Source organism: Salegentibacter sp. T436 (assembly GCF_001932675.1).
GTDB lineage: Bacteria > Bacteroidota > Bacteroidia > Flavobacteriales > Flavobacteriaceae > Salegentibacter > Salegentibacter agarivorans.
Window position 1 is genome coordinate 466,805 of sequence record NZ_CP012872.1, and the last position, 12,695, is coordinate 479,499.

Here is a 12,695-nt window from a genome sequence, read left to right on the forward strand (position 1 = left end):
GTTCTACTTATTTTCTCTGTAAATTTCTTTATTTGGCTCGCTACTCATATAAAATTTTAATTCTCCTCCGTCCATAATATCTGTATGGTCTATAAAAGGCTCTTTTAGGACCTCTCCATTAAGTTCTACCTTTGAAACAAATACATTTTCTGCAGACTGGTTATTGGCAATTACTGTAAAAGTATTCCCATTATCCAGATTTATTGTTGCCCTATTAATAGCCGGACTCCCTAACGCGTATTCTGTAGAGCCGGGTGCTACTGGATAAAAACCAAAACTACTGAAAATATACCAGGCGCTCATTTGGCCAAAATCATCATTTCCACCTAAACCATCTGCACCGGTTTGGTATTGATCTTTGAGAATCATTCTTATTTTATCCTGAGATTTCCAGGGAGTATCGGTCCAATTGTATAAATAAGCAACATGGTGCGATGGCTCGTTTCCATGTACATAATTGCCAATTATTCCTTCACGCGAAATATCTTCTGTGTTTTCAAAATATTTATCGGGTAATTCCATTGAAAACAAAGAATCTAAATGTTGGGAGAATTGTTGCTTTCCGCCCATCATCTCAATCATTTCGGCCGGCTGATGTGGAACATAGAGACTATAATTCCAGGCATTTCCTTCAATAAATCCCTGCCCGTGTGTATCTAGAGCATCAAATTCCTTTTTAAATTCACCATTATCCAATTTTGGGCGCATAAAGCCAGATGCCGAATCATAAACATTTTTATAATTTTCAGATCTTTTGCTGAATTCTTCAAAAACTTCCTGGTTTCCTAATTTTTTAGCGGCTTGAGCAATGGCCCAATCATCGTAAGCATATTCCAGGGTTTTAGATACTGAAGCACCATTTTTATCTTCAGGAACATATCCTTTTTCCATATAGTACTCCAGGCCATCGTAATACCCAGTTTTTGCAGTTTGTACCATCGCCTCTAAAGCACGTTCTTCATCAAAACCAGTATTGCCTTTAACTATCGCATCAGAGATTACCGAAGCGCTGTGATAACCAATCATACACCAGTTCTCATTGGCATAATGTGACCAAACCGGTAGCATTTTATGAACACTTTGGTCATAATGTGCCAGCATTGCTTCTACCATATCGCTATTACGCTCGGGTTGTAAAATATTAAACAGCGGATGTAAAGCCCGGTACGTATCCCAAAGTGAAAAACTGGTATAATTGACAAAATTTTCTGCCTGGTGAATATTCATATCTATCCCGCGGTATTTTCCATCCACATCCATATATTCGGTTGGGCCCAAAAATGAGTGATACATAGCGGTGTAAAAGTTGGTCATTTCAGCATCATTTTCAGCATCTACCACTACTTTATTTAATTCTTTATTCCACTGCTCGCGAGCATCATTTTTAACTTTATCAAAATCCCAATGTGGAATTTCAGCCTTCATATTATTAAGCGCTCCTTCTGAACTTACCGGGGAAATTGCCAGTTTAATTTGAAGTTTTTCTTCGGCTTCCATATCAAAATCAAAATACATCCTGATTTTTTCTCCTGCTATTTCCGGGAAATTCTCATCCTGATCAAACTTCCTCCAGAAACCATTATAAGGTTGTTTATCGTAGCGTGCCCGCCCGTAATTTTTTATTGGCTTATCAAAGCTCATTGCAAAGAACACTTTACGTGTTCTAGCCCAGCCATTGGTTTGTCTAAATCCTGTTAATAAGGTGTCGTTTTCTACCCTAACAAAGGTCCATACATTTTTATCGTCGTAATTATAAATACCAGACATTAAATCCAGGATAACATGCGCCTCTTCTTTATCTGCAAAAGTGTAACGGTGCATTCCTACACGAGTTGAAGCAGTCATTTCAGCTTCAATATTATAATCTTCTAATAAAACTTTATAATATCCAGCTTCGGCTGTTTCTTTTTCGTGGGAAAAACGGGAACGATAACCGCTATCGGGATTGGTTTCTGTTCCAGGATTCAATTTTAATTCTCCTGTGGTGGGCATTATTAAGAAATCACCCAAATCGGAATGGCCGGTCCCGCTAAAATGGGTATGACTAAAACCAACAATCGTAGAATCATCATACTGGTAACCCGCGCAATATTTATAAACATCGGGGTTGTATTTGCCATCTACCGCGTAAGGAATGGTATCGGTATCTGGACTTAATTGCACGCTTCCAAAAGGCACCGTAGCGCCAGGATAAGTATGTCCCATTTTGGCTGTACCAATCATAGGATCTACAAATTGAGCGAGATCTTTTATATCATCCTTAGAAGATAAATTATTCGCTTGAGTGGTTTTTTCTTCTTTCCCGCAGGAAAAAAACAACAGGAACATTAAAAATGCTCCTGTTGAAGTAATAAAATTATTGTTGAATTTCATTCTTTTTTAATTTATGTAGATTGAAAGCTTCATCTCACATATTATAATTCATTAGTCAAAGAATACGGGAAATCTGATTTTTTAGTCCCTCGATTCTTATTAGGGGTATCACCCATTTCTATATCGATTACCGCGCCTTTCATAAGTTCCTTATGACTTAAATAATTCTTTGTGTAATTTTTGCCGTTTAATTCCATTTTCTGAATATACTTGTTGGAATCACTATTTTGAGGAGCATTAATAATAAGCTCATTTCCATTTTCAAGTTTTACAGTTACTTTTTTGAAAAGCGGAGCACCCATTACGTATTCATCTGTAGCCGGGGCGACAGGATAGAAGCCCATTGCAGAAAATACATACCATGCTGAAGTTTGTCCATTATCTTCATCGCCGCAATAACCATCTGGTGTAGGTTGGTACATTCTATCCATAGTTTCTCGAACCCAATATTGAGTTTTCCACGGTTCCCCGGCATAATTATATAGGTAAATCATATGCTGAATTGGCTGATTTCCGTGTGCATATTGCCCCATATCGGCAACTTGCATTTCCCGGATTTCATGGATAACCCCACCGTAATAACTTTCATCAAAAACCGGTGGCATTTCAAATACTTTATCTAATTGATCTACAAATTCTTTTTTACCTCCCATTAGATCGATTAATCCCTGTGGATCGTGAAATACTGACCAGGAGTAATGCCAGCTGTTACCTTCAGTAAATGCATCTCCCCATTTAAAAGGATTAAAATCTTCTACAAACTCCCCGTTCTCTTTCTTACCACGCATTAGTTTAGTTTCCGGATCATAAAGTTTTTTGTAATTAAGACTTCGTTCTTTATAAAGTTCAATTTCTTCTTTAGGGCGATTCAGTTTTTTTGCCAGTTGATATATAGCAAAATCGTCATACGCATATTCTAAAGTTCTGGCGGCATTTTCATTAATACCAACATCATAAGGAACATAACCCAGATCTTTATAATATTCAGCGCCGGCACGGCCTACGGCAGTCATTGGCCCTTCATTATTTGCTCCATTTAGAAGTGCTTCATATAATAAATCGATATCATAATCAAACTTCCCATCGGTTTTTAAATAAGCATCTGCAACAACTGAGGCCGAGTTATTTCCTACCATAATATTCCTAAGACCCGGGCTCGCCCATTCTGGCAACCAACCGCTTTCTTTGTAAGCATTAGCAAGACCCTTTTGGATATTAGCATTTAGTTCGGGGTACATTAAATTTAAGAATGGAAATAAAGAGCGAAAGGTATCCCAAAAACCGGTATCGGTAAACATATAACCAGGTAAAACTTCCCCGTTATACGGGCTATAATGCACTACTTCGCCTTCAGCATTATATTCATAAAATTTTCGTGGAAAAAGTAAGGAACGGTACAAAGCAGAATAGAATGTTGCTACTTCATCTGGAGTTCCACCTTCCACTTTAATTCTGGAAAGTTCCTTATTCCATTCTTTGCGACCTTTTTCTTTTACGGTTTCAAAATCGTCATTTCCTATTTCTTTCAGGTTCAATTCGGCCTGATCATAACTTATAAACGATGAAGCTACCTTTGCATTAATAACTTCCCCTTTTTCAGTTTTAAAACTGATCACACTCCCAACGTGTTCAGCCTCAACTTCCAGGTCTTCTGAAATTTCTTCACCACTAAAGGTATGCGAAGCGGTAAACTTTTTATCGAATTCTATAATGAAATAGTTCCTGAAATTATCTGGTACTCCTCCACTATTTTTAGTGGTATACCCAATTATTTTGTTTTCTTCAGGAATAACCTTTACATAAGAACCCATATCCAATGCATCTATAACAACATGCGAACTATCAGATTCCGGAAAAGTAAAGCGGAAACGGGCAGCTCTTGATGTTGGGGTAATTTCGGTAGTTATATCATGATCGGCAAGATATACGCTATAATAGTGCGGATTTACTTTTTCAGATTTATGTGAAAACCAACTGGCCCGGGTGTCTTCATTGAAACGAATTTTTCCGGTTATGGGCATAATAGCAAACTGGCCATAATCGTTCATCCATGGTGAGGGTTGGTGCGTTTGTTTAAATCCGCGCAATTTATCGGCAGTATACTGGTAGGCCCAACCATGACCCATTTTACCGGTTTGTGGAGTCCAAAAATTCATTCCCCAGGGCCGCGCAATGGCCGGGTACACATTCCCATTTGACATGCTTGGCTTAGAATCTGTTCCCATTAACGGTTTTACCCAATCTACAGGGTTTTCAACCTTTTCTACAAGATAGTCCTGTGCATTGACAAACGTTGCAAAAAAGCAAAACGCAAGGACAAAAAAATTAGTTTTCATATAGTAATATTTTATTTATTTATTGGATTTGGTTTAACTCCCTCGTGAGTAATAACTACTGATTTTATATACCCATTTTCATCAAAATACATTCTATCTATACAGGTCATCCTGGAGTCACGTGCGGTTTCCCCTCCCGGACGGCGGTGGTACACAATATAATAATCATCTTTACCTGGTGTTTTTATTACCGAGTGATGCCCGGCACCATTGGCAATCTCTGGATCCTGTTGTAATATTGTGCCAATTCTTTTAAAAGGGCCGGTAGGTGAGTCGGCAATGGCATAAGCTACGCTGTAATCTGGACCGGTCCAGCCACCTTCAGACCACATGAAATAATATTTTCCATCTCGCTTAAACATAAACGGTCCCTCTACGTAACCCTCCGGGGTCACTTCCTTAAAAGTTTCACCATCTTCAAAAGTTTTGAACCCGGTGAAATCATCATTTAATTTTGCTACGTTACAGTGTTGCCAACCCCCGTAGAACATATAATATTCTCCATCGTCTTCAAAAACAAATTGGTCTATAGGCTGGGCGCCGTTATGGAATTTTCCAATTAAAGGTTTCCCCAAATGATCTTTGTAGGGCCCTGCTGGACTGGAAGCTTTAGCTACACCAATACCTCCAAGCTCTTCATCACTTTGAATATCGTTAGCTCCAAAAAACAGGAAATAATCTTTATCTTTTTTAATAATAGCAGGAGCCCACATAGCCCGGTTAGCCCACTTCACTTCAGCAGTATCAATTATTCTTTCGTGTTTCTCCCAGTTTACGAGGTCTTTTGAAGAAAAAGCATCAAGAAATACCTGTTCCTCGTAAGGAGCAGAATAAGTAGGAAAGATCCAGTATTTATCATCAAAAACGATTCCTTCAGGATCGGCATACCAACCGGGAAAGACGGGATTATTGTTTTGAACAATTTCTTCTTCTGTTTTCTCTTCTTTTTCTTTATTATCTTCTGCATTCATTTTGCAACTTGTAACGGCAAGCGCTGCAAACATCAATAATAAAAGGTTTCTATAAGAATTTTTCATCTTTAGCATTTTAATTTAAACTTCGTATTTGTTCCAATCCATTACCTCATTTCTAGTCACTGGATCCATAGCTACTTTTAATAAATCTTCATCGTATTTCATTCCGTGTTTCTCAAGCACATGCGCTGGGACACCGTCCCAAACATTGGGAGTATTCCCGCGATAATCGAGATATTTAAATCCGGGCTCACTTGTAAAGTAGCCGGTAACTACCAGGTTCCTGATATTCCTAAAAAATACAGGGCCTGGAGAATTTTCTTCAAAAGCTCTGGGGTAAGCCATGTTATCTATAATTTCCATTTGATTTTCTTTTGAAATCTCATTGAAAGCTGCTTCAAAACGTTTATTGCTTTCCCTATTAATCCACATTAAACCACCACGCATTGGAATTTGATGCTCGGGAATGTCTTTTACAATAAACTCGATGAATTCCGGTACGCCTGCTTCAGTAGCGGAAACCGATTCTTCATCTTCAGGAATAATAATATCTGATAATATAGAAATAGTAGCCATCTCTTCTTCAGAGAAAAATGTCTCAGAATATAAATCTTCATCTCTTTCCTCTTCCGCCGGAGTTCTTCCGTACCCCTCTCTTTCTTCAATTATATCTCCTGCAGCAATAGGTGATTTTTTATCGGTCACACAACTGCTAAGGAACAAGCTAGAGCCTACGCCTCCCAGAACCAGTGCTTTTAGTGATTCCCTTCTATCCATAATTATAAATTTTATACATTCCCTTTTTTAAGCTGTTCGGTCAAATAATCAGTAGCACGCCAGGCCAGTGCCAGGATCGTCCAGGTTGGATTCTTATCTGCCTGGGATACGAATGGCCCGCCATCCATAACAAATAAATTAGGTACATCGTGCGCCTGGTTAAACTCATTTACCACAGAACTTTTAGGATCTTTACCCATCCTTGTGGTTCCCACTTCGTGGATAATCTTTCCAGGATTTTCTAGTCCGTAATTTTTTTCTTTTCCAGGCTTGTCCCCTAATGGAACTGCGCCCATATTATGCATCACCTCTTCAAAAGTATCTTGCATATGCCTGGCTTGTTTTACTTCTTCATCAGACCAGCTGTAATTGAATTTTAGCACCGGGATTCCATACTTATCTACTGTATTTGAATCAATTTCGCAATAATTTTCTTTTCGTGGAATACTTTCTCCACGTCCGGCCATTCCAAAGGTAGCTCCATAGAATTTTTTTACATCTTTTTTGAGGCCCGTGCCATAAGCATTTCGTGAAGTATCACCGGTAATTTCTTTTAAGGCCTGGGTATTAAACCCAAATCCATAAGCAGGCATACTCATTCCGCCCCAATATTCAATATGATATCCACGAGTAAAACCAAGGTCTTTACTATCGTTTAGCCACCATGGTGTATAAAGGTGCATTCCGCCTACGCCGTCTTCATTATAACGTTCTCTATCTACCAGTTGGGGAATAAATCCCATCCTGGAAGATCCCGTTGAATCGTGAAGGTACTTCCCTACCACTCCGCTGGAATTTGCCAGTCCGTTAGGGTGCTGTGCCGATTTTGAATTAAGTAAAATACGTGCCGAACTACAGGCGCTAGCGGCTAAGATTACTACTTTTGCTTTGATTTCGTAATCTCTTAGATCGTCTTTATCTATATAAGAAACCCCGGTAGCTTCCCCTTCCCCATTGGTTAAGACTTCTCTAACCATGGCATTTACATAGAGGTCTACATTACCAGTTTTTACAGCTGGTTTCACTAAAACAGATGAAGAAGAAAAATCGGCATAAGCCATACAGGAACGGGAACACTGGTTACAAAAAAAGCATGCGCCACGCTCCTTATTCACCGGTTTTGTGAGTATAGATAAGCGAGAAGGAATCATAGGAACTCCTGCTTTATTAGCCCCTTTTTTGATGTATAACTCGTGTAATCTGGGCTTTGGAGGTGGTAAAAAGAACCCATCTGGTTCGTTTGGTATATTTTCTTTAGTCCCAAAAACCCCAATTAATTTATCTACTTTATCGTAATATGGTTTTACGTCTTCGTAACCTATTGGCCAGTTATCACCTTTTCCATCAAAATCCTTTCGTTTAAAATCCAGGGGACCAAAGCGAAGAGAAATACGCCCCCAATGGTTGGTTCTTCCACCTAACATCCTTGATCTAAACCAGGCAAATTCTGTATTTGCATTTTGGGTATAGGGCTCCCCTTCTAATTCCCAGCCACCATAGGCCATATCGAAATCTCCAAAAGGCCTTGTAGTAGAAGCTCCTCTACGTGGAGACTCCCAGGGCCACCTAAGTTGGGTGCGCTGTTCTTTGTTAGCAGGATCAAAATCTGGTCCCGCTTCCAGCAATGCTATTTTAAACCCGGCATCAGCAAGTAGTTTGGCCGCCATACCGCCACCAGCACCCGAGCCTACTATGCAGACATCATATTTAGTTGATTGCTTCTTTATTTGAAATGACATTAATTCAATTTATGTGGTTATACCTTCTCCTTCTTCTCCAGTACTCTTCCAGATTTCGATAAAGCTACTGCGTAAGCTCCCAACATAGTAGCATTGTTGGTGCCCAACCTGGAAATACCCACCGGGACTCTTTTATCTTCTACGAATTCAATTTCCCTGGTAGAAAATGGAACTTTAATTTTTTTCATTGCAGTTTTATAAAATGCCTGCTTAGTTTTTTGTTCTTCAAAAGAAAAAGCCTGAGATACTATTCTATTAAACCTGTCTTTGTTCCTATTCTCAATTTTTCCATTAAGATGCTCTAATATTTGTGGCAACAGTAATTTAGAAGAACCTGCTATGCCCCCACCAATAACTACACCTCCATCAATTATATTCATAACATTGGCCAGTGCTTCTGCGGCAACTTTCGCAACACTATCATAAGCCATAACTGCGGCTTCCCTATTTCCATTTTTATCTCCTACGGCAATTTGAAAAATATCTTTTGGGCTTAACTCAAAGCTTTCTTTAGAGTAATCTTTATAGTAGGATTGGATTCCCCTTACACTTACACTTTCTTCGGCAATAATTTTTGGCTCTAAGAGATTTCTCATCAACCAAATTTCTCCCCCCGCAGAATTATCTCCTGCACATATTTCCTGGTTTATAACAACCCCGGCGCCAAAACCGGTTCCTAAAGTAATACCTATTAGATTTTTAAATTCTTTTTTTATTCCGAATTCTTTAAAACCATTATTAACCTCTGGAAGAAAGCCACCAATAGCCTCTCCATAGGTAAAAAGATCTCCGTCATTATTAATATAAGTAGGCAAGTTAAAATAATCCTCCAACATTGGTCCCAAGGCCACGCCCTCTTTAAAAGAGGGGAAGTTTGGAGGGCTTATAATAATCCCTTTTTCGTATTCTGCAGGTCCTGGGAAAGCAAAACTAATAGCCACTGCCTTTTCTGGCAATAAAAGCTTTTTTACTCTTTTGAAACCTTCAATAATATTTTCCAGGCATTTTTCTAAATCTGTTGAGTTGGATGGTAAGGTGATAAGTGGAGTAATTGGTTTTCCTCCTTTTAAAGCGGAAAAAACAAAATTAGTCCCACCTGCATCTAATGTTAAAACTATTCTTTCGTCTTGAAATATTTTCATTTGCAAACTTAGCAGTAAGATTTTCGGTTTTTATAATTTTGTTATTTCAACAAATGCGGCTTTTCCTGGTAAGTTTTCCAAAGAAATTCTCCAAATAGCGTATTGGCCCAGGCAAACCATTCCCGGGAGAAATTTGTGGGATCGTCTTTATGGAAGGTTTCGTGCATAAAGCCAGTATCTCCATGAGTATTTTTAAGTGTATTTATACACCATTTAATTTCTTTATCATCCTTACTGGTTAAACCTTTCATGGTAATAGACATAGGCCAAATCATATCTAGCGCAACGTGGGGGCCACCTATTCCTTCAGCTGCAGTGCCTTCGAAAAAGAAAGGATTGTCTTTAGACCAAATATAATCTCTTGTATTTTGATAAATAGGATCATCTGCAGCTACGGCGCCTAGATAAGGTAATGAAAGGAGACTAGGAACATTAGCATCATCCATTAACAATTGGTTGCCAAAACCATCCACTTCAAAAGCGTAGATCTTACCATATTTTTTATGATCTACAACGGCATACTCATCCAAAGCTTCTTTCACCTCTTTTCTTAACTTCAGGAGTTCATTTGCTTTATCGGTCTCTCCATGGATTTCTGTTAACATTTCTGCAGCTTGCTCCAGGCTAACCACTGCAAAGAAATTTGAAGGAATTAAAAACGAAAACACCGTGGCATCATCACTAGGTCTAAATGCCGAACAAATTAGGCCTACTGGATTAACTGGATAGCCATACCCCTGCAACGCACGGGTATCGGTAGCTTTTGGAGTTTCTCTTTGAAAAGAATATGCGCCTCTATCATCCTTTTTTTGCTGATCTTTAAATACCTTAAGGATAGAATCAATGGCTTTTATCCAATTATCATCGAAAGGGCTGGTATCGCCAGTAGATTTCCAGTAATGGTAACCTAACCTAATAGGATAACATAGGGAATCAATCTCCCATTTACGCTCGTGTACACCAGGCTTCATATCGGTTAAATCGCTAAACCATTCACCTTTCTTTTCAGAATCATTATAAAAAGCATTAGCATACGGATCTTTTAATATATACTGAGTCTGCTGGTTTATAACACCCGCTATAAGTTTTTTAAGTTTTTGATCTTCCTCGACAAAAGTCATATAAGGCCAAACCTGCGCTACACTATCCCTTAACCACATGGCATCGATATCCCCGGTTATTACATAGGTGTTTGGTTTGCCATTTATTTCTGAATAGGTTACCGTGGTATCTAAAGTATTAGGGAAGCAATTATTAAAAAGCCATCCCAGTTCTTCGTCTTTTACATTTTTCTGAAATTCTGCAATAACCTTTTCAATTATTTTACTTTCGAAATTTCGATCTCCCTTAGGAGTTCTAACCACGGGGAATTTTTTAAAAAAATCGCTTATTTCTGAAGCATTAAGATGAAATGGATCCAACATTGTTAGACCGCCTGCTAATGCAGTATTTTGTATAAATTTTCTACGTTTCATATATTAAAATTTCTGTAGGACTTAATAGTGATAGTTCTTATTCCTCTTGTATATACGCTATTTTTTTTCATTAAATATTATCAGGATTTTCTGCGTAAGCTTCCCATAACTCATCGAGTGTAGCACCCGTAAGTTCTTTCCATAATACTTCGGAATAGGTATTTTCCCGCATATTTCTATCCAGAGTTACAACAAGATTCTGATTATAATTATTTGAAATCCAGGCTAAAAACCTGGCGGTTATTCTATAGCTATTTTTATAAGATTGATCGGGTGAATATTCTGGCAGAAACCATTCTGCACCTTCATTATTAACACCATATTTATAACGTACATAATCGGCAATTCCCTCGGTAAGCCACCCTGGACCCGCTTGATGTGGATAGGATTGTACAATATGCATGGCTTCATGAGTAATTACATCTAAATCGTTTGGTTTCTTTTCAAGCCATTGGGAGCTTATTGTGATTTTACCATTGTTCGCAAAGGCAACCCCGGTATAGGAAGTATCAATTTTAACATAAATGGTATCCTTAGCTTCAGGATTAAAATCTTTTACCATTTTTGGATAAACCTTAAAGAAGGTTTTTACTAAACCGTTCTTTACCTCGCTATCTAAAAAAGGCGAATCGTTGGTAAACATTAGAGTTTTATCTTTTTCCTTAAAAACTTCAGGTTTCTGAGCTTGCATTTCGATTACCACAAGGAGGGTAAACAAGGTGATAAGCAGGCAGGTATTTTTCATTTTTTAATTTCTTTCAATTCTATTCCAAGCTCTTTATTCTCTTTAAAGATTTCTAGAGGAAAAGATTTAATGTATTACAAGGCTAAGCTTTGTCAATACTTTCAAATAGGTATTAAATTTATATAAGAAAAAGCGGAGGTGGAATTAATTAGGCTAACAACTAAATATGAAAAAACTATTAAAACATGATTGCCTCACCTCCACTATTTCTATTTATAAATTCTTTTTAATTTAAATTGATTCACTCTTAGGTAATCCTGGATTATTATTACCAGATAAAAATTAAGAGGTCAAAATACTTAGTTTGACCTCTTTGGCTAAAACTTTATTCTGGAATTGATAATAGGCGCCACTCACTCATTTGGAATAGACCTCCGCCATTATTATTTACTACATTAAACCTATAATGAGTATAAGCCGTTTCATTCTCAAAATAAAACTCCCTGGTTAAATTTCTTCCGCTAAAAGTTTGATCAACTCTTTCATCCAAAACTTCCCAGTTTTCACCATCATTAGAACCCTGAATTTGCCAATCGCGCGGATCTCTATCTGGTGCATCATTTCCAGAGGTTAATTGATAAAAACTCACTACTTTCTCTTCTTCAAACTCAAGGTTTACCCAAAACGGTTGCTCGTAACCGGCTAAATATTTCGAATTTAAATCTCCATCAATTAATTTTAGGGAGCCTTCATTGCCCTCTGGGCCACCGCCATTCTCTCTATTTACAGATATTACCGCTTCATCAGTAATATCTACCGGGGCAGAGGCAATCACTTTTAATTGTGCTTCAGCACTTATACTCTCCTGGTCCTGAGAAACTATTCTTAAAACAGTTTCTCCAGCTCCTACGGCAGTAATAGTTACTGACTTATCTTCGTTCATAACAAGATCGGCAACACTAGGATCATCAATCTCCCAAACATAGTCCCTGGCTGGAAAAATATTGGGTACAAATCTTGCTTTAATCTCCTCTGTTTCTCCTGAAATAAGTAAAATATCAGTATTGTCTAGAGTAACTCCAGTCTCCACCAAATCTGGGAAATCCCTGCGCCCCTCACAGGAAAACAGGCCTACTAAAATAGTAGCGAGGATGATATTCTTTAAATTGAAAATTTTTGTCTTCATATTATATT

At 38.1% G+C, this 12,695-nt stretch carries 9 protein-coding genes; all 9 read right to left on the bottom strand.

The genetic code is table 11. The annotated features are described in order from the left end of the window. Positions 1-3: 3 nt before the first annotated feature. The 9 genes from AO058_RS02090 to AO058_RS02130 all read right to left on the bottom strand — a co-directional run bounded on the left by AO058_RS02090 (position 4) and on the right by AO058_RS02130 (position 12,687). Positions 4-2,373 carry a GH92 family glycosyl hydrolase gene (locus AO058_RS02090; RefSeq protein WP_075325007.1) on the bottom strand — a complete coding sequence of 790 codons (2,370 nt, stop codon included), beginning with the start codon at positions 2,371-2,373 and terminating at the stop codon, positions 4-6. A 41-nt stretch (positions 2,374-2,414) separates the two neighbouring features. Beyond that, complete coding sequence (locus tag AO058_RS02095; RefSeq protein ID WP_075325008.1) at positions 2,415-4,709, bottom strand: GH92 family glycosyl hydrolase; 2,295 nt, start codon at positions 4,707-4,709, stop codon at positions 2,415-2,417. Between the two features lie 11 nt (positions 4,710-4,720). Beyond that, complete coding sequence (locus tag AO058_RS02100) at positions 4,721-5,746, bottom strand: glycoside hydrolase family 43 protein (protein ID WP_083634117.1); 1,026 nt, start codon at positions 5,744-5,746, stop codon at positions 4,721-4,723. Between the two features lie 15 nt (positions 5,747-5,761). Then, on the bottom strand, positions 5,762-6,460 hold the full coding sequence (locus AO058_RS02105; protein ID WP_075325009.1) for a gluconate 2-dehydrogenase subunit 3 family protein: 699 nt from the start codon (positions 6,458-6,460) through the stop codon (positions 5,762-5,764). Between the two features lie 11 nt (positions 6,461-6,471). Continuing rightward, a complete protein-coding gene (locus AO058_RS02110; RefSeq protein WP_037317834.1) occupies positions 6,472-8,199 on the bottom strand; it encodes a GMC family oxidoreductase in 1,728 nt (575 codons plus the stop codon). Positions 8,200-8,216: 17 nt separating this feature from the next. Further along, the gene (locus tag AO058_RS02115; protein WP_037317837.1) at positions 8,217-9,341 is read right to left on the bottom strand and encodes an ROK family protein; all 1,125 of its coding nucleotides are present in this window, start codon (positions 9,339-9,341) and stop codon (positions 8,217-8,219) included. Between the two features lie 41 nt (positions 9,342-9,382). Beyond that, positions 9,383-10,816: a glycoside hydrolase family 125 protein gene (locus tag AO058_RS02120; protein ID WP_075325010.1), complete on the bottom strand. Its 1,434-nt coding sequence runs from the start codon at positions 10,814-10,816 to the stop codon at positions 9,383-9,385. 70 nt (positions 10,817-10,886) lie between these two features. Then, complete coding sequence (locus tag AO058_RS02125; protein WP_075325011.1) at positions 10,887-11,561, bottom strand: basic secretory protein-like protein; 675 nt, start codon at positions 11,559-11,561, stop codon at positions 10,887-10,889. A gap of 325 nt (positions 11,562-11,886) precedes the next feature. After that, on the bottom strand, positions 11,887-12,687 hold the full coding sequence (locus AO058_RS02130; RefSeq protein WP_075325012.1) for a discoidin domain-containing protein: 801 nt from the start codon (positions 12,685-12,687) through the stop codon (positions 11,887-11,889). Positions 12,688-12,695 lie beyond the last annotated feature (8 nt).

Excerpts from the sequence above, each read along its gene's own strand:
- AO058_RS02090 (WP_075325007.1), bottom strand. The coding sequence starts at position 2,373 with ATGAAATTCAACAATAATTTTATTACTTCAACAGGAGCATTTTTAATG.
- AO058_RS02095 (WP_075325008.1), bottom strand. The coding sequence starts at position 4,709 with ATGAAAACTAATTTTTTTGTCCTTGCGTTTTGCTTTTTTGCAACGTTT.
- AO058_RS02100 (WP_083634117.1), bottom strand. The coding sequence starts at position 5,746 with ATGAAAAATTCTTATAGAAACCTTTTATTATTGATGTTTGCAGCGCTT.
- AO058_RS02105 (WP_075325009.1), bottom strand. The coding sequence starts at position 6,460 with ATGGATAGAAGGGAATCACTAAAAGCACTGGTTCTGGGAGGCGTAGGC.
- AO058_RS02110 (WP_037317834.1), bottom strand. The coding sequence starts at position 8,199 with ATGTCATTTCAAATAAAGAAGCAATCAACTAAATATGATGTCTGCATA.
- AO058_RS02115 (WP_037317837.1), bottom strand. The coding sequence starts at position 9,341 with ATGAAAATATTTCAAGACGAAAGAATAGTTTTAACATTAGATGCAGGT.
- AO058_RS02120 (WP_075325010.1), bottom strand. The coding sequence starts at position 10,816 with ATGAAACGTAGAAAATTTATACAAAATACTGCATTAGCAGGCGGTCTA.
- AO058_RS02125 (WP_075325011.1), bottom strand. The coding sequence starts at position 11,561 with ATGAAAAATACCTGCCTGCTTATCACCTTGTTTACCCTCCTTGTGGTA.
- AO058_RS02130 (WP_075325012.1), bottom strand. The coding sequence starts at position 12,687 with ATGAAGACAAAAATTTTCAATTTAAAGAATATCATCCTCGCTACTATT.